A 23,502-nucleotide genomic window follows, 5' to 3' on the forward strand; every position below is an offset into this window, starting at 1 on the left:
CTATCTTCACGCCAGTACTCTATATCAATTTAAACTGTATCTATTACAGTTTGACAGCGTCACCGCTATCAAAGAAATACAACCATTTCTCATCTACGGAAAGACCCGTAATCTGCTCCACAGCATCCCCGTACAATTCCAATTGGAAACGATAAGATTCGCTCAACTCTGAGATCCCACCTCGGTGCTCCAGGACCCGATCACTTTTATAATCTAGCAAGTACAACCGACCATCTACAGAGAAGAGGCAATCGACAATCCCTTGAATGAGGACCATTTCACCAGCAAGTTCACGGCTGAACCTACTTCCTTCTTCAACCAACTCATCGCTACTATTACCACTTGTAGGAGGCGCCAGGCGAGGATAAGCGTCGAGTGCTGGTAAGCCATAACTAAACGGCATTTCCCGCTTTATCCATTCCGCTCTGCGCAGCAGATCGCCTAAGGGACTTCGCATAAAGTCAGCAATCCTCGTTACATCCATCTCCGCGACCTGCTCTTGCGTCATAATTTGGAGCTCCACAAGCCGTTTCAACGTATCATTTACGGTCTGCTCTGCGGCCTCCTCACGCTCAAAGGGAAGATGCTGCATCACAGTATGATAAGCAGTCCCCCGTTCTGTGGGGGTCATCTGACGCTGTTCCATAAACCTCGGACGACGCAAGTGTAGCCTAAAGTCGATTTTATCCTCTTGTGATTCCAGTTCCCTCTTTAGTTCGTCCCGCGCGAAGACGTCAGATGAAGGCTCCTCTTGCATGCTCAGCAGTACTTTCATTTCCGTCACCGATGTTTTCGCACTAATCCGACTTGCAGACTCATATGGATACGACCAATTGAGTCTAGCATCGACAACCTTCTGTAATTGTCCATCCCTTGCCGGCAGGACGGCGAGTGGGTCACCTGAGAGAATTGTCTTCAGTTCAGAGACCTCCGAAATTGGAACTGTCCCTTCATTGACCGCAGCCGCTTCTGTTACACCCGTCGACACGATCTCCCTAGCAGATACGAACCCAATCATCCAATCAGAAGTGCTATCGGCTAGAACCGCCGGAGACGTTGCAGGAAGTCCCGCAAACTGCCGTAGATCAGCGGCTGCAGGATGGCGAATCAGAGAAGGGCCTATCCAATCTAGGTAGCTACGAGCACGGGCTAGCATAAAGTCCGGAAGTTTCTCCTCCTGAGCTTCGAGCGCCCCTCCCCAGGTTTCGACTGATTTGGTCAAATTCTTCACCGAGGATACAAGCACGAGCTTGTCCTTGGGACGGGTCATTGCGACATACAATACTCGCATTTCCTCCGCAAGAAGCTCCATTCCCGCACGCCGCCGTATCGCTAGATTCGGCAATGTTGGATAACTAACACGGGTATCTCCATCCACGAATTTCGGACCAAAGCCCATTTCCTTATGGACCAGAAAAGACGCATTCAAATCCTGACGGTTGAACATTTTGGAAAGCCCTGCTACAAAGACGACCGGAAACTCTAGTCCTTTACTCTTATGAATCGTCATGATCCGCACAGCGTCCCCTTGTTCACCCGAGGTCGCGGCGGCACCGAGATCTCCACCATTTTCTCGCAACTTCGTCACATAACGTAGAAACCGGAATAGCCCCCGAGATGATGACGATATTTCATACTGTCTAGCCCGATCATGAAGAGCTGTTAGATTTCCTTGACGCTGTGAACCGCCGGGCAGTCCACCAACCCAGTCCAAATATCCCGTCTCACGATAAATGTTCCAGATCAAGCTGCTCAGTTCACCTTCTCTAGCCATGTTCCGCCAAACTTCAAGTTGATTCAGAAATGAATTCAGCTTGGATATTAAGGACTCATCTCTCTGCAAATTGCTCTCATCTTCTATCTCCTGACTACCCTTAGATGCTGCCAAAACAGCATGATAATAGTTACCGTTCGGAGCAGCCAAACGAATCTCAGCAAGTTCCTCTTCTGTAAATGTAAATAAAGGAGAACGTAGTACTGCAGCCAGAGGAATATCTTGTAATGGGTTATCGATAATTTGCAGGAGCGATAGCATAGTCTCCACTTCAGATGCCTGAAAATAGCCTTGACTCAATTCACCATAAGCTGGAATCCCCGCCATCCGTAATTCCTCGATTATTATTGGCGCCCATGATAACGTGGACCGCAATAAAATAACCATATCGCGATAACCAACCGGTCGCATATCTTGTAACTTCTTATCATATATCCGAAGTGATTTATCTCCGTCTGCTAGCATCTCACGAATACGGACAGCTATAGCTCGTGCCTCCAACCGGACAGCCTCAAGTTCAGCGACGTCCTCATCAACCTCAGTTTCATCGCCTCCTCCTTCCGAAGCACCACCGTCTGCTCCGCTGGAAGTGTCGATACTACGATCAATTAATAGCAATTCAGGTCTGTAATCATCCTCAGGTATATCAGGAAACCCTTCCCCATATATCAACTCCGCCCTAGCATCATAGGAGATTTCTGCAACCCCTTCGTTCATAATCTGCCTAAACAACAAATTCACAGCATCTACCACTTCATGCCGACTACGGAAGTTACGGGCAAGATCAATCCGAAGACCTTCGCCGGAGAAATCATTATCATACTTCCGGTATTTATCCAGGAACAACCCAGGTTCCGCTAACCGGAAACGATAAATACTCTGCTTAACGTCACCGACCATAAATTTGTTACCTGGACTAGTACGAGTTATCAAGCGTACGATATCTTCTTGCACCGTATTCGTATCCTGATATTCATCAAGCAAAACTTCATCAAATTGCATCTGGTATTCTTTTGCTGCATCCGAAGGCCAAACCTCATTCGGCGTTGAATCAGGGTGACGCAAAATTTGTAATGTGTAATGCTCCAAATCTGAGAAATCAAGCCATCCCTTCGCAACCTTTTCTTGCCGATATTTGTCGCCGAACTGAGTGATAAGTTCAGCAAGTTCCGACATCAACGGTGCAGCTTCGTTCATCTCATCCAGAAATACCTCTGGATGACGACTATATAATTGAACTCGTAGGTCCGTTACGCTTTTCTTAACTTCTTCACGTAGTGATTTGACTCGCTCCTGCAACAAAGGATCCGTCTGATCCTTCTTGCATGGCTTTAACTTACCGAATGCTACCGTTTGAAACACATCGTATAGCCCTGACCAAAGACCATTCTGTACTGCCTCTTGCAAGTTCTCTATTACGCAAAGATCTTCCTCTAGCGTAGCTGCATACGGAAGTGGCCCACCGGGAGATACTGCAATACGCTGCGCCTGACGCAACAGATCAGCAGCTCCTCCTAAAGTCAGGGCTGTATCAGTGAGGATACTTTGTACCCAAGAGCTTTGCTCGATCGCAGCCGTATCCGGCGCCTCAAATACTGCAGCCGCCTGCTTCAGCCAATGTTCTGGCCAAGGATGACTACGTGAGAAATCGTATAACTTTTGCACAAGAGCAAAGACAGCATCATCACTCCGCTCTCCACCAAACCAATCCGCCAGCTTCAAGAATGGGCTTGCTGCAGACTCCGAGGCATATTTCTGTTCAAACAACTCTTCCAGCACTTCTTGACGAAGCAATGCCGTCTCACTCTCCGAGGCAATCCGAAAACCTGGGTCCAGTGGAATCAAGGTGTAATAACGTTGAATAACTTCCATACAGAAGGAATGAAGCGTCGTGATGGAAGCCCGTCCAAGCATAGCCAGTTGACGATTCAAATGCTCGTTCCCTGGGTCTTTGATCAGCTCCTTCTCCAGCGCTTCCGTAATCCGCTGCCGCATCTCAGCAGCCGCTGCTTTCGTAAATGTAGCTACAAGCAGCCGATCAACACTGATCGGCTCGTCACGATGAGATAACTTACGGATAATCCGCTCGACCAGTACCGCGGTTTTACCGGAGCCTGCCGCAGCTGCCACTAACATATCTCCTCCTGAGACGGAGATCGCCTTCCATTGATCATCGCTCCAGTAGCTACCTTCTGGTTTGGGTATTGTTATCATTGCTCCACCTCCTTACTTCCGCTTTCTTCAAGTAATTCCCATACTTTGTCCTTACCAGGTTTATTCAGTACGTTAAACGCACTTCCCTCTAACGATTCCTCAAAACGACAGACTGGCTTAAAATCACAATGAGTACAAGCTGTCTGAGTACCAAGTCGGTACGGGGCAATTGCCACGTCTCCATCGGTAATACGCGTTCCTATATCAGTAATAGCATGCCGCACAGATCCAATCAGTGTACGCCACTGTTCCTGAGTAGCTACAGATGCACTACTATAAAATCCCCCGTCTGCTTTGAGCGCAACAGGTAAAATATCGGAATGTCCTCGTTCTAACTGCCCGTCCATTTGGGCAATAACATCCCGATCGGCCAGTAGTAAGCCCTTCATCTTAAACCGTTTAAGCATTTCTATTTCAGCATCTTCGCGGCTCAAATCGTTACTGCTCTGTATGAGTGGATTGTGAACATGGAAATACAACGTACCTGCTGGTAGTGCAGGGCGACCTAACCAGACCTCCGCAGATGTCAGCAGTACATCTAAATAAGTCAGCATTTGCAACGATAAGCCGTAGTACACTTCATGTAACTTCAGATCAGTCTGGCTCGATTTATAATCAATGACGCGAAGTAGAATACCCCGCTCGCCTTCAGCCATATCCACCCGATCAATCCGGCCGACAATCTCCATCACATTACCGTTTGACAACTCAAATTTGAGCGGAGGTAGTGGCTGCCCTGGACCAAAGTCCAGTTCCAGACCTACAGGCTCGAAATTCCCCCGTCTAGACTGTTCACCGAGGATAACTGAAGCTCGGCCAACGATATTTTTGAGCTTACGGGAGATATACCCGTAGCGCTTCGAACTGAGTAGAATCTCTCCCTGTAGTTTAGGTATAAGCTCCTCAACCGCTACATCTGCTTCCCTAATACATTCTTCAGGAGTAAGGCTCCCCCAACTCCGGTTCTGTTCTTTGAAGGTGATCGCCATCGAACTAAGAGCCGAATGAAATAGTTGGCCAATATCTGGCGCCTTCAAACGGTACATCCTTCTCTCCTTCAATTTCAGTCCATGAGAAGCAAAGTGAGAGAACGGGCAGGCTGAGAATTTCTCCATACGCGATACACTGGTACGCAGCACCTTACCATACAATTTCCGACTAGTATTAGGTTTCAAGCTAGTTACTTGGTTGCGATAATCTAGCGATTCCAATAAACGTGCTACTTTACCCGACCATTCTGGTTGTTCCTTGAACCAAGCTAACACGCTCCACCAAATCGGAGATATTTCCTTACCAGACTTCCACAATCTAAGCTGTCTAATCAACATAGCCAGCGCAGGTGCTGGCCGGGACACATATTCTAACTGGAGTTCCTCAGCATCCGAAATTGCGGGTCCATCACTGATAAACTTTTCCTCCAAAAAAGGAAAGATTCTCTTTACATGACGGATCACTTCAGAAGGAAGTAGTGCCCCACCATTCTCATCAGCACTTGGATAACTTAGCCAGAGCGAAGTGCTCGCCGAAGAAAGAGCTCCATATATTAGGAACCTTTCATCAAGAAGCCTACGTGTAATCCCCGGCGCCAAGTTCATTCCTATTTCCCCTAGCCGTATACGCTCTTGATCACTGAGCACACCCTTCTCTTGAAGATTCGCTGGCATAATTCCTTCATTAATACCAAGCAGAAAAACATGTCGTACATGACTTGTTTGCGTCCGATCTGTACTTCCAATCAGCACTTGGTCAAGCGAAGGCGGAACTAAGGCTAACTTCAAGTCCTTCAGCCCTGTCTCCAGTACACCGGCGAATAATAAACTACCTAACTCTTCGTCACCCATCATTTCAACGATTTGATCTAGTAGTTCAAGGATGGCGGTCCATAACTGCCGATGCTCCATGGCCTCTTGGGGATGTCCATCACGTAGACTATGGTGAGCCATAAGATCAAGACGCTTTGGTGCATCAATGTCTTCCAACAGCTGGTATACAGCTGTGCACATTTCAGCAGCGGTCTTGGCCTTTTTCAGACGTTTCTCAAAGGCAAATAACGGACCCGTTACTGTCGCTCTACACTTCTCCAGTGAAAGAAGCGTCTTGTTCTCTGCTAAATTCTCTGTTTTCTCATCATCATCAAGCGAGAGGCTCGGAGCCGATTTCCATGGATGACCATCGGTCCAGCGATGGCCATGAATTCCACTCGCCAGAACGTAGTTCTCTAATGCATCCATGTCTTCGCGTGTCAAACTTCCATCCATAGGTAGTAAAAACTCGCTCTTAACACACCGGAATACATCCTCATACTTCCAATATTTCAAAACGACGTCCAACGCCGCTCTAATAAATTCAATTAATGGATGATGAAGCACACTTGTCTTCTGATCTAAGAAATGAGGAATGCTATATTCCTCAAATACCGGCCCAATCATATGCTCGTAGTCTCCCAGGTTTCGTACAAACAGTGCCATGTCCCGCCAACGCGCACCTTCCTCACGTACCAAACGCACCATTTCACGAGCCGCTCCTACAATTTCGGCCCGCCGGCCTCCAGCTACGTGAAGTGATAGGGACTGTGTGAGATCAGGTGGGGGCGTTTCACCAGGCCAACTGATTCGACGCTCATAGGCAGACTCCAAGTAGGACAACGTCTCACTGTGCTTGAATCTCGGATAAGGACGAACATCGAGCAATTTTGTTGGCTCAACTTCAACCCCAATGGATTCCGCCAAAGCCCGAAGCTTCATGTAGGTCATTGCCGTAGGTTGGAACAGATTCAGCTCATGAGGAGGAATCCCATCATCATAAGGACGATCTAAAGTGAGGGCTACGGTCAAAGACGACACCGTTCTCAGCAGTTCGCCAATAGCACTATATTCTTGAGGCGTAAACGTATGAAACCCATCGATCCAAATATGTGCTCCTTTGAGGTACGATGAATCTTGTGCGCCTTCCGTCAGCTTGATGACATGGTCCTCTGCATCAATATATAACTTAGAGAGTTCTTGATCGAACTCGCGGTATAAGATATTTAAATCATGGAGTTTGATCTTTAACAGCGGAGACTCAGAGGCTGAGGACTCTAGAAAACGTAAATGATCCTCTAGTGTAGAGAATTTTGTATTATACTTCTTCATCTCTGTATATAGAGAGTTGATCTCATCGATCAGCCCAAGTTGATCTCCGGCATGTCCATACAGCCTCAACTCGTCCTTACGGCGCCGCATAATTTTGTAGAGCAGCATTTTCTTGCCTTCCTCGTTGATCGGGACCAGAGCAGAACCACCTGTCTCTTGCATCACGCGCAAGGCTAAACGGCGGAAGCCAAGCACCTGCGTCCGAAGGGTTCCACGAATGCCCGGAGTCTGAAGAATTGCCCGCTCAATTTGAAATGTCCCCTGTTCTGGAGCTAGTAGAATTAATGGCGAACCCACAGGTTCCTCGCGTAACTTGGAAGTAATGGCGTCCAGGATCATATTGCTCTTACCACTACCAGAGCGGCCGATAATGAATTGAAGTGACATGTAAATGCCTCCTAAAGGAATATCTAAATAGAAAAAGCCGAACAAATTATCTATGTCCCAGTATATCATATCGCATGGCGCAAAATAAGAATGTATGTTCCATTCAAATAACACAAACGGCTCTGTTTGTGGGACGAGTTCTCCCCTAACAGAGCCGTAATTCATATGCCATCGGCATTTAACAAATCATATCCATATGGATACCTTCCAGATAGTACCGCCTGAGCTATTGTGACACATTTATAGTTTTCACACCAAGGTAATAAAAGAACTCGTCATCTGACTCCTCTATATTACTAAAATCATATTTGAAGGATAATTCTATCAATCGTTCACGACTCGGGATGGGTTCACGCGGGCTCTTGAATCCAATTCTCTGATGATGAGCTTGCAGTCCTGCTCTTGTCCTTGAATGAGCTATAATGAACTTCCCTCCAGGCCGCAGGTTATGGCGGGCATTCGCAAAGATCCTATCCAGATTATCAAAATGCGGAATACTATCATAGATGATGATATAGTCAAAACAGAAATCAAATTTTATTTTATTTTCGAAATCCATACAATAAGTCTCAGCTTGTGGAAACTCATCAGTTAATTGCTCAAGCATTCTACTTGATAAATCAATGGCCACATACCTTTTGGGGCTAATCTCCTTAGTTGCAAGCACAGAAAGTAGTATGCCGGTACCAGACGCTACATCTAATATTTTGTGATGAGGACTAATTCCAAGGGAATCAATTATTCTACTCGCTACTGAAATTGATTCCGGAGTGTTCTTCCAATGTGGAGCTAATTGGTCAAATCGCTTGATATCTTCCTTTTTCTTCTCACGCATCGTGAAGTTATCCCAAGTTGTTCCTTCTATGTTCCATTGCTGGATTGTTTTAAAAAGTAGTCTATGTAAATTGCCATAGGTCATATTCTCTGGAAAAGAATCAACCCATCTTATTTCTTCTATCTCAAATTCTTCGGGTAACTCACCAAGTTCAAATATTTCACAGTAATATAACAAGCCGTAACTCTTCTCCCCATCCACTGTCATGGAGTACTTCGTAACCGGGGTTATTCTAAATGTACGTGCACCTGATTCTTCATATAGTTCTCGTGCTGCAGCTTCATTCAACTCTTCATTTAATTCGCGGTGTCCGCCCTGCACTTCCCATGTTGTCTTCCCCTTTTGCCTACCTACACCCCAACGACCCCGATATTTGGAAAACATCACGACAAACTGGATCTCTTTATCTTCAGGATGATCTAAACCGTAAACTTCAACCAAGCTGTCCAAATAATCACCTCCATATCTGGCTCACCACTCATTTAATTAAAGATGCCTCGATCTGGTCCCGCAGAAATTTCTCATTCAGTCCTTGCTTACAAAACTCAAACTTAATACCTGTTATTCCTTGAATACGGTCAATGACTTGTGCTAAATGATAACTTGTATGTTCTACCAAATGATAGATATGGTGAACATCTTCCATATTGAAATCGTTCGGATTATTAATATATCGAATGATCAGTTGCTTCCATGACTTCAATTGCTGTTCCAGCTGATCAAGTAATTGCTCTGGGGTAAAGTTAGAATTCGGGAAAAAATTATGGAAATCTTGTCCTAATAGATGCTCTTGCTCTGTTAATCTGAGACAATTTCTATGAATATGTTCCGTTACGTGCATCACAATTCCACCTACTGAATTGCTTCCAGGATATTGTTCTACCCAAAGTTGCTCTTTATTTAAAGGTTTGAATGCTTCGCTCAATTTCAAGAAATACAGATCACACATTCTATGAAGCGAGATGCGAAGAAAAGTTTCCCCAAATAACAGATCATTCATAATTTGTCGTCTCCTTAAACACACAACACTACGACTCCGACTTAGATAGCTCTTCTAAACAAGACTGAGCCGTGTATTGTTTAATGTTTACTCTCAAATATCTACGACTGATATGGAGGTGGTTCCATTACTTTAAATACTCCATCCACTCTCTTTACCGTATAAGTGAATTCGGTTTTACTTGAATCCTCCGTCCTCACTTCAAAAAGCGTTCCATCCTCATCCTTAAAAGTAATCACAAAGACAAATTCGTCTTCGCTGATTTCTTTCTTATCTTTAATTTCATTGAAAGAAATTTTCTCTGGCATTACACTTTGAATATAACTCTCAAAAATCTTCTCCTTATCCTGTCGATCGGATTCCGGAGCGAACATCTGTAACCAATCATAGTCGCCTCCATATAGCTCCACCAAGGTTGCGTAATCTCGATCGGTTATGGCGTTAACATATTGTTTCAAAACGTCTTCCGGTCCACCAAGCGCTGGTTCTGATCGCTTTATGTCATTAGTGCATCCAGCAACGACAAGAATACCAATGAGACATGCAAAGATAAACTTCTTCAAAAAAACGCCCCCATTCGTAAATTAAACTTCTACTAAATTAACGATGAGGCATCCTAAAGAGTTGCATTATTTTGGAAATTACATCCACTCGCTTGCAAGTATGGCATAGTGATAAGAATCCACCCAGATCGGCTCGCCATCCTCGGTTCTTTTGAAAGTAGCATTCTGTAGCATATGAGCTTCTCTTCGCATACCTAGGCGTTCCAACAGTCTCCATGAAGCTGTGTTTCTTATATCTGCGCCAGCAATAATCCGATGGCAATGTAACTCCTCAAACCCGTACTGCAGAATTCTTCTTGCTGATTCCGTTGCGTAACCTTGACTATAATAATTTGGGTTAAATACATATCCTAATGTCCAAGTCATAAAATGTTCTAATTCCACTTGTTTGAAATAGAGATGTCCTATCATTTTATTGTTATGTTTTAGACACACAGCCCAAAATGCATTGTTATCCTTTTCTTCATAACGCCTTAACGCTTCTCTAAAACAGTCTTCCTTCGAAAAGACAGGGTAAGGCTCGTATAATACAACTTCAGGCAGCGAGAGATATTGGTATAAATCCTCCCCATCTTCTGGTACAAATCTACGAATAACTAATCTTTCTGTATCCATCATTTCCATCTCCACAACTCCCCACGGCTTGCAAATATCCCCTTTATTTTACCATGGTAAAATATTACTTCATGAGAATTTTGTCACTATAGATGAATTGTGTGTGACATCACCAAAAAATCTATTTTAATATGATATACTCACTGAACAATATTATTGTAAAGGGTGATTGTTACGTTAGTTATCAAACGAGATGGGTCTGAAGTTCCCTTTAATCAGCAAAAAATTATTGATGCCATATGTGCTGCTATGAATTGTACAGACAAAAAAATAGATATGGATGTAGCTCAAAAGGTAGCTGATAAAGTTACGGTTAAAATCTCTAAGTTACATAAAATAGACATTGAACATATTCAAGACGAAGTACAGTCCGCACTGATGAACAGTAAACGTAAAGACGCTGCCGAGGAGTACATTGGTTACCGTGAAATTAGAACGCTCAAAAGACGGGAACGCAGCAGTTTGGATAAAAAGGTCCAGGGTCTTCTCGACCTAACAAATGAAGAAGTTTTAAAAGAAAACTCTAATAAAGATGGAGCAACCATTCCAACGCAAAGAGATTTGCTAGCTGGGATTATGGCAAAAGACTTTGCCCAAACGTATATGATTCCGAAACGGGTTGTTGAAGCGCACAACAATGGAAGCCTGCATTTTCACGATCAGGATTATAGCCCTTACTTCCCTATCTATAATTGTATGCTGATTGATCTAAAAGGAATGCTGGAGAATGGCTTTAAGCTAGGTAACGCGCAAATTGAAACTCCTAAATCGATTACGACAGCTACTGCGATTACGGCACAAATTATTGCCCAAGTAGCTAGCCATATATATGGTGGGAATACGATTAATGAGATTGATATCATTCTAGCTCCGTATGTAGCACAGTCCTTCATCAAGCATTTCAAAACGGGATTACAATGGCTCTATTCGATGAATCGTACGGACATTGATGCATTGGATATTTTCTATGAAAATCAACAGTTAAAAGAAACATACCCTAACTGTTTTGAATACGCTAAACATCTCACAGAAAAAGAGACTTTTGATGCTTTCCAATCCTTGGAGTATGAAATTAACACTTTGGTCAGTGCTAACGGTCAAACTCCGTTTAGTACATTCGGCTTTGGTAGAGGTCTATCATGGGAAGAGCGGCAGATTCAAATCGCTATCCTCAAGAACCGGATTAGAGGTCTAGGCAAAGATGGCAAAACACCTGTATTCCCTAAATTGATTTTTGGGATGGAAGAGGGCGTGAATTTGAAGCCTGAGGATCCTAACTATGATATTAAACAATTGGCACTAAAATGTAGCACTTTACGTATGTATCCGGATATTATATCCGTACCTAAGGTCAAAGAAATTACAGGGTCGTTCAAATTCCCGATGGGCTGTAGATCCTTCTTGGGTGCATACGAGGAAGATGGACAAGCACTACACGATGGTAGATTCAATATGGGCGTCGTAACTGCCAATCTGCCTCGTATTGCGATTCGAGCTAAAGGATCCGAGAAGACATTCTACCGTTTGCTAGATGAATTGTTAGAAACCTGCAAAGAGGGTCTTATGTTCCGTGTGAACCGTCTGAAAGGAGTCAAAGCCAAAGTTGCTCCTATTCTGTATATGGAAGGTGCTGCAGGTAGCAGGCTTCAGCCAGAAGATAGCATTGATCACCTGTTAGAGAATGGTAGAGCCAGCATTTCACTTGGATACATCGGCATACATGAAACAATACTTTCCTTGTATGGACAGCATATTTTTGATGATGAGAAACTTCGCCAAAAAGGGTTAGATATTGTGAAGTATTTAAGTGCTAAGGCTACGGCATGGAAAAATGAAACGGGATATGGTTTTAGTCTCTACTCTACTCCTGCGGAATCCTTGTGCTACCGCTTCTGTAAGCTGGATGAAGAACAATTCGGGGTCATTGCAGGTATTACGGATAAGGGGTATTACACGAACTCTTTCCACCTCGATGTCAACAAGAAAGTGACTCCATTTGAGAAGATTGAGCTGGAAAAGGATTATCCTCAGCATGCGAACGGCGGGTTTATTACCTACTGCGAATTTGATTCTTTAGTGAAAAATCCTGAGGCACTGGAAGCTGTATGGGATTATGCATATGAAAGATTACCTTACTTTGGAACCAATACGCCAACTGATAAATGCTTAGAATGTGGATTTGAGGGTGAATTTGAAGCTACAAACACTGGATTTAAGTGCCCTAACTGTGATAATAGCAATCCAAAGACTTCATCGGTAATCAGACGTTGCTGTGGGTATCTGTCGGAGCCAAGTCAGCGGCCATTTAATGCGGGGAAACAAAAAGAAGTTCTCTCTCGTGTAAAGCATATGTGATGTTATGAATATAGCCGATTATAAAAAATACGATGTACTTAATGGGAAAGGGTTACGAAATTCCCTATTCACCTCCGGATGCCGTCATCACTGTAAAGGGTGCTTCAATGCAGCTACCTGGAATTTTGATTACGGTACCCCTTATACACCACAATTTGAAGATCAGGTTATTTCTGATTTGAATGTCGAAGGCATCAAAATTTCCGGTTTATCCCTCCTAGGCGGAGAGCCTTTTGAACATGTTGATGGTTTGTTGGGGCTCGTTAGACGGATACAGCAAGAATGTGTCGGCAAGGATATATGGATCTGGTCAGGATACACGTTCGAAGAGATTCTAGCCGACACCTCTAAGTCAGAGTTACTTGCCTATTGTGATGTACTTATCGACGGTAAATTCATCTTAGAGCAGCGGAATTTGAAGCTACAATGGCGAGGATCAGAGAATCAGCGTGTAATCAATGTGAAACAGAGTCTTCATCAAGGGAAGGTCGTCTTACAGGATTAGAATAGAGTTTGAAAATAGCATGATTAAAAATCGCCGCTCTTCTTCCGTTGTTGGAAGTGAGCGGCGATTTTTAAGTGGCTTGCTCGATTTACATAAAATCTGGTTTAAATATATTGAGCGTTGTAACAATCGTATGATTTTATTTTTTTTGATCTATAGGAATAGATATTGTCTTGTCATAGGTTTTAATATAGTCAAATCCGTCCAGCAACAGGTGTTCCGGTTCCTCCATTGTATTAAAAGAATACGTCTGCTCCCAGAGGATGTTACCATTTTTCAGATCCCACGGCCGTGATGAGGAAATTGATGATACGGGAACTACGATATCACCAGCTTGAACGGATAAATTTCCCGTTTCCAAAAATGTGAATTGTTTTCTGGCTATAACGATATCATAGCCTGTATCGGTTTTTGTTACGCTCCGAATCCATACCTTCTCATTGCCAATTTTGATGGATTGATCTGATGGTGAGGCTAGGGAGATGGGTTCTTCTACTTTCTGATATCCGGGAAAATCTTCGAGTACAAGCTCAATGGTCTTTATCTTGTCTGTCGGAAGCACATCAAATTCAAGTTCAAATCCCAGAATTCCCTTTTTAGTATTATCCGACTGCATTCTCCATGATTTCATTTCTGTTCCATTCACATAAAGCTTTGTATTACCTGAAAATCTTGGGTATCCCTCTTCATCCATTTCATAATGCCCCTTCACGATGGTTGAAGTTGGCGAAGCAGTAATGGAGTCATAATGGACAGTCCCCTCATCGACAGGAACGGATTTAGAAATTTCCTCTTTAATAATACTATTCATCGCTTTATTAGCCTCAAAATTGAAAGAGATGGGATATGATGCCCGCTCCCCGTTATCCAGCCACTCAATGAATGTAACGGTTAAAGTTCTGGAGAATGGACTAACTGGATCGAATTTATCTATTCTTTCGATATGGGTCTCGTCTTTGCTGTTGTTACCACCTCCACCTTTCGAATAAGAATCAGTCAGGAAACCTTGAATTTTGTCCGTTTGATAACGAAATGAACCACTGTCAGTAAATACGGAGCCTTCAGGTCGATCAATGGTGTAATACATCAACAAAGCGTTATCGTCCGCTATAACCCCGTTAATGGTAATAACCGTACCGTCATCAAGTGTTTTGCTCTTGTTTACCGTTTGTCCATATCCTTGATCTGCCACTTCAGAAAAACTGAGAGAATACAAATCGGTTTTATCAAGCAGCTTACTTCCGTAATAAGCAAAGGCAGGATATTGATACGTTCCGATAATTAGAAGGAGTACTGCAGCTGTTGATGCAACCCACGTCATAGCTCTATTTATATTCTTTTTCTTAGCGGGAACATCTTCAAGTGCTTTGCGAAGTCTGCCCTCAAGATCTGACGGAGCCTGTACCACATTCAAGCTTTGTTTGTGTTCCTGTAATTTCTCCTCGATCGTTTGCATAACCATCACCTCCGATTAAGACTTTGAGTTTTTGTAATCCTTGTGAGATTCTAGATTTGATTGTGCCAAGCGGTGCACCGGTCATGTCAGCAATCGTCTGGTACGCAAGATCATGAACATAACGAAGTTCGATCGCTTCCCGCTGCTGTGCATTCAGATGAGATAGTAGTACATCCATGTTCATCTCAGACTCTGAGTAGCGATATGGATTATCGTCAGTTAATGTAGCAAGTGAGGATTCTCGCTCGTTCTCCAGTGGAAGAAATCGATCCTTTTTGCGGAGTAATGTTTTACACCGATTCACTAGAATGGTTTTGCTCCAGCTGTAGAATGCTTCGCCTTTTTGCAATTGATCAATCTTTTCATAAAGTGTAACAATCATGTCTTCCATTGCATCCATCGCGTCATGCTCATTTCCCATGTATGTATGGGCAAGACGATAATAAGCGTCCTGATCAGCTATGATTAGCTGTAATAAAGCTTCCTTGTTGCCTTTTTGGGCTTGTTTGACAAGACGGCTTACTTTCATGTTCTCTCCCCTTTTCATAGATAAGAGATCGCAGCGATTATAAAAGTTCATTTCGCACAAAAAAAATCCACAACCAAGTCACAGGGAAGTCACCTTATCCCCATGAGGTTGCGGAGGTATATGAAATTAATAATTTTATAGTGCGCTGGATGCTTGGCTGACCCATGATACCAACTGGGCTGTGTCAAACGAATCCCCTTTACGCAGCTTCAGTGTTTTTCGTTCCGGAGGACCATCGAATTTGCCTTCAGAAAGCTCTAACTCGGAGGCATTAAAGATGGTAAAGCTGACTACATCTTTCGATGTGGAGATAACTGCAGCATATTTTCCGTTTTTCAAAAAATGAGGCTTCTTATACTGAATTCTTTCTTGAGGATCCGGGATGGCTTGATGTACAACCTCGCGAAGACGAGAAGATAGTTCAACCTGCCAAGGTTCCTTTATAGCTTCAATAAAATCGGTCACTTCTTGATTCATTTTATTTGCCTCCTTATGAATGGTTTCATGGTTTATGGAAAACCTTTATTTCAGCTTATAGAATCTTATATCTCCCTCATTACCATTTTGTTAAATATCCAGATTTTCTTAACACTAGTTCATTAAACGGATTTAGACCTGGTATAGGTTCATCGAGTGAGAAAAACCTGAGTTCAAGCCCTTCATCATCATTAACTGTGGGTATTCCTTCAACATCTAAAGCTTCAAAAATGGCCATTACATTATATATTTCATCCCCATGCGGGTATTTATAGTACATGTCCTGCCCTGAAAGAAGCGTTATAAATTTAAAGTTATTCGCCCTTAAACCTGCCTCTTCGTATAGCTCTCGGCTTGCCGCCTCCTCCAAAGATTCCCCAAGTTCCAGCGCTCCTCCAATGGTTCCCCAATCCAAACTATCCGTTCGTTTCTGTAATAATAGATGTCCGTATTCATTGAAAATAAGTACACATGCTCCAGCCATTATTAATGGGCGTGAACCAACTACTTTTCTTAGATCACTTATATATCCCATGAAATCCTCCCATACTAACCAATATCCTTGAAGAAATCGCCATACAGCTCGACAATTTCCTTCAATACGTTTAATGACTCATTAACGGAACCCACCTCTAAAGAATGTGTACCATTTAGAAAAGAGTGAACCTGAACATCATTAAAGCCTTCTATAGATTCTCTGCTCTCTTGACTGAATTGTGGATCATTCGTTCCGTAAATTACAAGACAATTGGAATTCTGAATATAAGGCACGGTTTCATTTAAGGGCGTTAAGAACAGTTGCTTTATTGGTCCCCCATCAATTAACTCATCTGCCACTTTTCCAGAAATAACTGTACCTAGACTTTTGCTTACAAAGACTAATGTAGAATACGGTTCTTTTACTTGTTGAATTGCTTTCTTACACTCATCAATAAGGATAGGTATATCTTCATACTCTAGATCTGTCCTTGCACTTTGGTAGCCATATTCAAGTAATAATACATCGTGATTATTCTCAATGGCACTTTGACTCGAATAGTACAATAGGGGGAGTTCACATGGGTAGTTCTTGCCGGGGAATAGGACAACTAACGATTTCGAGTTATTGGAAATATGTCGATGTTTAACTTCTATTCCCCAGAACGACGGGAGTGTTACATAGTTTCTTTCCATTTCTATACTTCCTCCCCAATTATCATCTTCTTGTCATTATGATGATCCCTGTTGACCAATCCAACTTGGCCATATGAAATTCTGTCTTCTTTTCTAAATACTCGATTAGTTCCTGTACTTTGTCACCATGACCTTCAGGCCAATTGGATTGAGGGTTTAGATCATCTATGATGTAAATTCCATGGGGATTGATCATGTTCAAGGTCTCTTCAACTAAATAAAACTTCCCGGGCCACGTGTCCGCAAAAATGATATCGAATTTATCATTGAGGTGATCCTCGATGTACTTACCTCCATCTTCAACAATGAATTCAATTCGCTTATCATGTCCTAATACATCTCTAGCCACCGCTGCACTCTCTGCGTCGAATTCAACTGAGACTAATCTACTCCCTTGATCCATACCTTCTAATATCCAAGATGTTGAGTAGCCTGCGCCTGTGCCAAGTTCAAGAATACTTGCATTTGGTTTATTCATTACCAATACTCTGAGCAAACTCCCCGTCAAACTATCACATGATGCCGTAAAGCCTTGCTTAGTTGCATGTTCAAGAATCTCCTCTGTATGCTTAGGTAACTTCAAGTTTATCAAATCATCCATGGTTAGTCTCCTTTTTCGTATTCTGATATAATCCAAAAGCCTCTGTTCATCGTTGAAAAGGACCTCAACAAAAAAACACCACGACAAAGCTTATCTGCTTCGTCATGGTGTCTTTAAACAATACCATGGTTTACTGTTATTTTAAATAAAAACACCTTATAGTAAGGACCTTGTAGATTCTCTAACGATCAGCTCTGCCGGGAAGATTTTGTGCGAATGTGTTATTTTTTTATTGATTAGATCAAAAAGAATTTTAATAGTCTCTTCCGCCATTTCTACTACTGGTTGTTTCATGGTCGTAAGTGAAGGATTATAATAAAATGATATATCCAGTCCATCAAAACCCGCAACTGAGTAATCCTCTGGAACTCTCTTACCAGCTTCTATTATGGCTCGACATGCACCAACTGCTAGATTATCAGAAATAGCATAAATGGCTGTAAACTCTTCTTTGGTTTCTAACATTTCTTTGGTAACTGTATATCCATTTTCCATGGTATAACTTTCGATATTTTCTTTCATACACCATACCAATTGTGCATTATAATCTATCCCATTATCTTTAAGAGCTTGTTTATATCCTTCGTATCTTAACTTACCAATACTCACATCATCCATAGCTGCTGTAATGATTGCAATTTTTGTATGGCCCTGATTACATAAATAGTCTACCATTCTATAGCTTTCTTTAAAGTCATCCACTGATACTGAAGAATAATTATTCAGATCAAACTCTTCGGTCATCCCAATTGTACTAAGTACAAAAGGTACAGTTAATTGATTTAGCTTTTCTTGGGAGTGTGAAAAATATCCTCCCAAAAACACAATACCCTTCAACCGCTTTTCTTTCTCTAGTTCAATAGCCACTTCGATTTCATCTTGATTTTCATCTACCCGTTGCAAAAAGAAAGAATATTTCTTCCTCTGAATTTCTTGTTCAAATACCTTAATCATATGATTGAAAAAAGGATTGGTAATTCCCTTAATCAAAACGGCAATTGTTTTCGAAGCAGAACGCTTCAAATTCCTCGCGCTGTTATTTGGAACATAATGATTTTCTTTAATCACCTTCATAATCATCGCTTTGGTTTCTTCACTAATATCCGGATGATTATTCATAGCTCTAGATACTGTTGTTACCCCAACTCCACACATTTTGGCAATATCAATAATTGTCATTCGTTCCATAGTGTTTGTTCTTCCCTTACAGTGTAGTTTCATTCATCCATCAATATATCAATTAAAGTTGCGTGAAACCAATAAATCAATAGGTTCTCCTATAATTCCAACAGCTGTGATGAGATAAACTTATTCTATATCAAAATGTAAATTACATACAAGTGCAACAAAAGTAGGATCTTCTTGGTGTCGATATCCCCAAGAAAGAACCCTACTCTAATCCAAAGAATAATAAGTACCGATGTACATATTGTAAGCTACACCCAAGAGATAAAGCTTATCCCTTAACAGCCCCTGCAACAACACCCTCAATAATATACTTTTGACAGGTTAGATAGAATACTACAATAGGTATAATAGCTAAGACTAACATTGCCATCATGGCTCCCATATCGATTGATCCATATCCACCCTTTAGGTACTGAATTGCAATTGGAATAGTTCTGTATTCCGTACCAATAACTAGGAGTGGTAGTAAGTAGTCATTCCATACCCACATAACATTTAGAATAGCTACTGTTATCGCGATGGGCTTAAGAATTGGCAGTACTACTTTAAAGAACGACTGAGCAGGATTACATCCATCAATCATAACGGCCTCTTCAATCTCAAGCGGTATTGATTTGACGAACCCACTAAATAAGAATACCGACAAGCCGGAACCAAATCCCAGATATATTAATATAATTCCTATTGGATTATCAATACTTAAGACGTTGGCAACCTTTGTCATTGTGAACATAACCATTTGGAATGGAACGATCATCGAGAATACAAATACATAGAACAATAGGCTATTAAACTTTGTCTTAACTCTTGTAATATACCATGCTGTCATTGATGTAAATAAAACAATAGCGGCAACGGAACACACTGTAATAAACAGTGACATACCGAACGCAGATACGAAACCAATCTTAGTGATACCACTGGTATAGTTACTTAAGCCAGCAAAAGTATCACTATTAGGAAGTGCAAAAGGAGCATCACTAATGAAGAACTTACCTTTAAAGGAGTTCATGAGAACGATAAAGATTGGCGACAAAAATAGAACAGTCAAAACTGACAAAATGATGTATAGAATATAATCACTTACTCTTGTTTTTGCCTTATTCATCAATTCTCAACTTCCTTTCTTCTAGTGATAACAAGTTGTATTAATGCGATTAGTGCCACTAAAACAAAGAATATGACGGCCTTAGCCTGACCTACACCTTCATAACCCGTTTTACCGTAGAAGGTGTTGAATATATCCAAAGCTAACATAGCTGTTTGTTTAGATGGCGCACCGGCTGTCAAAGCCAAGTTTTGATCAAACAATTTGAATGAATTCGATAAAGATAAGAATAAACAAATTGTAATAGCTGGCATAATTAGCGGTAAGGTTACATTACGTAACACTTGGAATCGAGAAGCCCCATCAATTTTTGCTACTTCGATTACGTCTTTAGGGATATTCTGAATACCAGCAACATAGATAATCATCATATAACCGATTAATTGCCAGTTCATTAGAACGACTAATCCCCAGAATCCGTATTTAGCAGCAAATGTTAAAGTTACATCAAATTTAAATAAGATACCATTTATAATCAATTGCCATATATAACCTAATACAATACCACCGATTAAGTTAGGCATAAAGAATACAGTTCTAAATAGATTAGTTCCTTTTTTTCCTCTAGTTAATAACATCGCAATAATGAATGCAAAGAGATTGATTGTAATAACGGCTACTATAGTGAATGATATCGTAAACCAAAGAGCGTTTAGAAAGTCCTGATTAGAGAATGCTTTAATATAATTACTTATGCCTACCCATTTTGCATCATTCACTGTTGTGAATTCTGTAAAAGACAAATATACACCTAGAATAAATGGAATTAAAAATGCCACCGTAAAGGCTAGTATAGTTGGCAATGCAAAGAGAGCAAAATATTTCTTCATCGATTTTTGCATATTCTCTTCTCCTATCAGTAATAAAAAGTTCTGAGTCTTATTATCTATACTTTATCCATTGATGTATTATGCCACTTAGCGCCCGTAGGTGCTAAGTGGCATATCCTAATGTTACCTGATTATTCTAACTATTATTTTGCCTTTTCAGACTTCCATGAATCTTTAAAGATAGTTACAACTTCTTCCCAAGGTTTGTTCCCTTGAGCATATTCTAACAATGCATCACCAAAAGTGTTCTTGAAATCTTCACTTGGGAATGCCGCAAAGGTCCACGCTACGGATGTAACGTCCTTGGACATCCATGCCATTACTTCTTTAGCCAATGGATCAGCTGGTCTTTCAGCTTCCGTAAATGTATTAAATGGTGAGATAAATCCTAATTCGTTAGTTACATAGTTTTTACCTTTTTCACTGGAATACAACCACTCTAAGAAAGCAATAGATGCTTGTTGTTTCTCAGCAGATACTTTACTGTTTACTACGAAATAGTTTTCTGTACCAATTGCCAAACCTTGTTTCTCTTCACCAGGCATACCTGTGTAGATTGGGAGGTATTTAATATCATCAGCAGTTACTACGTTACCATCCACCTCATTAATTTGTCCCCAAGCCCAGTTACCGTTTTGAACCATAGCCGATTGACCTAGTGCAAACTCAGCCATAGAATCCGTTACAGATTTACTACCCAACAATGCACCTTTTGTTACGGAATTGTTGATGTATAAGTCAAAAATGTTCTTGAAGTTACTTGCATATTTAAATTCAACTTCCTTAGTATCTAAGCCAGCCAGAACGGTATTGTCAAAACTTGTGTTGTCTTTAAATTCATAGAACAACGGCAAGTTAGCCAAGTGAGTTTGCCATCTCCATTGTTCACCAGCACCTAGAGAAGTAGAAGAAAATACGCCTTTAATTCCCAGTTGGTCTTTCTTAGCCGTCATATCTTCAACAACTGCTTTTAACGTATCATAGTTGTTAATTTCAGATGTTGCAGAGATTGAAACTGCTTTGTCAGCCAAAGCGAAGTATTTCTTCATAATTGCTTCATTGTAGATGATACCGTAACCTTCAACTACATAAGGGATACCGTAAACGCCATCTCCACTTGTTACTGCCAAGCTTTTATCAGATAAGTAGCTGTACAACTTCGAATCCTTCAAATCCAATGCATAATCTTTCCAAGCTTCATAACCAACAGGTCCGTTAATTTGGAAAATCGTAGGAGCATCTTTCTTAGCAACTTCCGCTTTCAATTGAGTCTCGTACGTCCCAGCGGCAGCAGTCACCACTTTAACTTTAACACCTGTTTCAGCTTCATAATCCTTAGCAATCTTCTCATATACTGGAGCAATTTCAGGCTTGAAGTTCAAGAAATAAATTTCTTCGGCTTTAGATGTTGTTGTAGTATTAGTTTTTTCTTCACCCTTATTTCCATTGTTTGCGCTATTATTTTCTTTAGTGCCACATCCCGCTACTAGTCCACCAACCAAAGTCAACGCAAGAGCAAGTCCCAAAACCTTTTTAACTTTCATCTTTATCCCCCGCTTTTCTAGTTATTTATTTGCTACTACAGTTTCGAAATACATTTCAAGGATCCCCTTGATTGAAGGCAGTGATTGCGCTTCCAATTCAATTGTCGGAATCCTTTTCGGTAACGTTTCCGAACCTTGGTTTTATCCTAGCATACTGCCCTATACTTTGCAACAGATTTTCGTCTGCACTATGTAACGAGAAACTGTAATGATTAGTGAAAAGCAAATGACTACTAACATGGACTTATTCATTTGCTCTCCCCAATCCTATGTAATAAATTATGTATGCCCCAGCAACATGCACTAAGGGTAGCTCTTCTTATAATATAATAATAAACTATGCTTGTGTTAATGATTCTTATCTGCTCTTGTACGCTTTAATTAAGTCACTAACGAGTACGCCATCGATCTTCATGCCTTCTATATTACAATTATTCACAGAAAGATTATGCAGATTGGAATCATGGATATAAGCGCCTGCAAGTGAGACATGGCAAATTTCAACTTTTCTCATATTGGAGTCTCCAAATATCGAATGACTCATATTTGCATTAGTAATATGCGATCCTGATAAATTGATGTTTCGGAACTTTTGACAACTCATATTTGAATTCGAATAACTTGAATTTGCTAAATTCACATCATAGAAATCGGAATCTTGCATACTGCACTCTCGAAAATTTTGTTTATTAAACCCCTTTCGGGTAGCAAAGTCCCGCGTTTCCAATTGTTGATCAACAACTTCTTTACGATAATATCGTTCATCTTGATCTTCAGATATTAACTTATAACCATTCTTCTCATAAAAATAATGATTTCTAGGGCTCTTCTGACTGGTATCTAACGTCCAAGTTCTAATCTGTGGGAATAAATTTTCAATATGTTGTAGAACGATCGAGCCAATTTGTTTACCTTGAAACTGTGGATCAATATACAAACGGTCGATTCTCGCATGTTCTCTTCCCGTAGTTGAGATAAGAACTACTCCAACAAGTGTATTTTGTAAAAGGATCTTGTAATAGTGTCCACTCCTAGCATGATATTGTTGCATCGCTATCGAATCGAAACCTGGTATATACGGCCTTTCACCGTCTGTGTACCATTTTGATGCCTCATCTTCTTCAACATTCACCATCAAATCTCTAATCTGCTCCGCATCAACTTCCGTTGCCACTTCTAATTTTATTTGATTATGCACTTTGACTCCCCCTGTT

19 protein-coding genes are annotated in these 23,502 nt (G+C 41.3%); 2 read left to right on the top strand and 17 right to left on the bottom strand.

Annotated features, from left to right (window positions below):
- Window positions 1-43: 43 nt before the first annotated feature.
- From addA to EJP82_RS17375, 6 genes are all read right to left on the bottom strand, one after another.
- Complete coding sequence (gene addA / locus EJP82_RS17350; protein WP_127193339.1) at window positions 44-3,988, bottom strand: helicase-exonuclease AddAB subunit AddA; 3,945 nt, start codon at window positions 3,986-3,988, stop codon at window positions 44-46.
- On the bottom strand, window positions 3,985-7,509 hold the full coding sequence (gene addB / locus EJP82_RS17355; protein ID WP_127193340.1) for a helicase-exonuclease AddAB subunit AddB: 3,525 nt from the start codon (window positions 7,507-7,509) through the stop codon (window positions 3,985-3,987). The genes addA and addB overlap by 4 nt, the downstream gene beginning before the upstream one ends.
- 226 nt (window positions 7,510-7,735) lie before the next feature.
- The gene (locus EJP82_RS17360; RefSeq protein WP_127193341.1) at window positions 7,736-8,794 is read right to left on the bottom strand and encodes a methyltransferase domain-containing protein; all 1,059 of its coding nucleotides are present in this window, start codon (window positions 8,792-8,794) and stop codon (window positions 7,736-7,738) included.
- A 28-nt stretch (window positions 8,795-8,822) separates the two neighbouring features.
- Complete coding sequence (locus tag EJP82_RS17365; protein WP_127193342.1) at window positions 8,823-9,344, bottom strand: hypothetical protein; 522 nt, start codon at window positions 9,342-9,344, stop codon at window positions 8,823-8,825.
- 101 nt (window positions 9,345-9,445) lie between these two features.
- A complete protein-coding gene (locus EJP82_RS17370; RefSeq protein WP_127193343.1) occupies window positions 9,446-9,907 on the bottom strand; it encodes a hypothetical protein in 462 nt (153 codons plus the stop codon).
- Between the two features lie 78 nt (window positions 9,908-9,985).
- Window positions 9,986-10,531 carry a GNAT family N-acetyltransferase gene (locus EJP82_RS17375; protein WP_246054226.1) on the bottom strand — a complete coding sequence of 182 codons (546 nt, stop codon included), beginning with the start codon at window positions 10,529-10,531 and terminating at the stop codon, window positions 9,986-9,988.
- A 156-nt stretch (window positions 10,532-10,687) separates the two neighbouring features.
- On the opposite strand from EJP82_RS17375, the gene nrdD reads away from it, so the two are divergent.
- Together nrdD and nrdG are read left to right on the top strand one after the other, a co-directional pair.
- Window positions 10,688-12,877, top strand: coding sequence for an anaerobic ribonucleoside-triphosphate reductase (gene nrdD, locus EJP82_RS17380; protein WP_211350170.1), 2,190 nt, complete (start codon window positions 10,688-10,690; stop codon window positions 12,875-12,877).
- Window positions 12,878-12,881: 4 nt separating this feature from the next.
- Window positions 12,882-13,382, top strand: a complete 501-nt coding sequence (gene nrdG, locus EJP82_RS17385) for an anaerobic ribonucleoside-triphosphate reductase activating protein (RefSeq protein WP_127193344.1) — start codon at window positions 12,882-12,884, stop codon at window positions 13,380-13,382.
- A 139-nt stretch (window positions 13,383-13,521) separates the two neighbouring features.
- On the opposite strand, the gene EJP82_RS17390 is transcribed toward nrdG, so the two are convergent.
- From EJP82_RS17390 to EJP82_RS17440, 11 genes are all read right to left on the bottom strand, one after another.
- Entirely contained in the window at window positions 13,522-14,838 is a 1,317-nt protein-coding gene (locus EJP82_RS17390) for a DUF4179 domain-containing protein (protein ID WP_127193345.1), read from the bottom strand.
- The gene (locus EJP82_RS17395; protein WP_127193346.1) at window positions 14,765-15,367 is read right to left on the bottom strand and encodes an RNA polymerase sigma factor; all 603 of its coding nucleotides are present in this window, start codon (window positions 15,365-15,367) and stop codon (window positions 14,765-14,767) included. Before EJP82_RS17395 ends, EJP82_RS17390 begins: the two co-directional genes overlap by 74 nt.
- 135 nt (window positions 15,368-15,502) lie before the next feature.
- Complete coding sequence (locus tag EJP82_RS17400; protein WP_127193347.1) at window positions 15,503-15,844, bottom strand: DUF1801 domain-containing protein; 342 nt, start codon at window positions 15,842-15,844, stop codon at window positions 15,503-15,505.
- Between the two features lie 79 nt (window positions 15,845-15,923).
- Complete coding sequence (locus EJP82_RS17405; RefSeq protein WP_127193348.1) at window positions 15,924-16,379, bottom strand: NUDIX hydrolase; 456 nt, start codon at window positions 16,377-16,379, stop codon at window positions 15,924-15,926.
- A gap of 14 nt (window positions 16,380-16,393) precedes the next feature.
- Complete coding sequence (locus EJP82_RS17410) at window positions 16,394-17,017, bottom strand: alpha/beta hydrolase (RefSeq protein ID WP_127193349.1); 624 nt, start codon at window positions 17,015-17,017, stop codon at window positions 16,394-16,396.
- Window positions 17,018-17,039: 22 nt separating this feature from the next.
- Window positions 17,040-17,618 (bottom strand): O-methyltransferase, encoded by a 579-nt coding sequence (locus EJP82_RS17415; RefSeq protein WP_127193350.1) that lies wholly within the window; start codon window positions 17,616-17,618, stop codon window positions 17,040-17,042.
- A gap of 156 nt (window positions 17,619-17,774) precedes the next feature.
- Entirely contained in the window at window positions 17,775-18,806 is a 1,032-nt protein-coding gene (locus tag EJP82_RS17420) for a LacI family DNA-binding transcriptional regulator (protein WP_127193351.1), read from the bottom strand.
- Between the two features lie 268 nt (window positions 18,807-19,074).
- Entirely contained in the window at window positions 19,075-19,914 is an 840-nt protein-coding gene (locus EJP82_RS17425; protein ID WP_127193352.1) for a carbohydrate ABC transporter permease, read from the bottom strand.
- Window positions 19,914-20,756, bottom strand: coding sequence for a carbohydrate ABC transporter permease (locus EJP82_RS17430; RefSeq protein WP_127193353.1), 843 nt, complete (start codon window positions 20,754-20,756; stop codon window positions 19,914-19,916). Before EJP82_RS17430 ends, EJP82_RS17425 begins: the two co-directional genes overlap by 1 nt.
- Window positions 20,757-20,887: 131 nt before the next feature.
- A complete protein-coding gene (locus tag EJP82_RS17435; RefSeq protein ID WP_127193354.1) occupies window positions 20,888-22,288 on the bottom strand; it encodes an ABC transporter substrate-binding protein in 1,401 nt (466 codons plus the stop codon).
- A 358-nt stretch (window positions 22,289-22,646) separates the two neighbouring features.
- Window positions 22,647-23,486: a GNAT family N-acetyltransferase gene (locus EJP82_RS17440; RefSeq protein ID WP_127193355.1), complete on the bottom strand. Its 840-nt coding sequence runs from the start codon at window positions 23,484-23,486 to the stop codon at window positions 22,647-22,649.
- Window positions 23,487-23,502: the final 16 nt, after the last annotated feature.

Origin of the sequence: Paenibacillus anaericanus (assembly GCF_003994475.1) — a bacterium.
Lineage (GTDB): Bacteria > Bacillota > Bacilli > Paenibacillales > Paenibacillaceae > Fontibacillus > Fontibacillus anaericanus.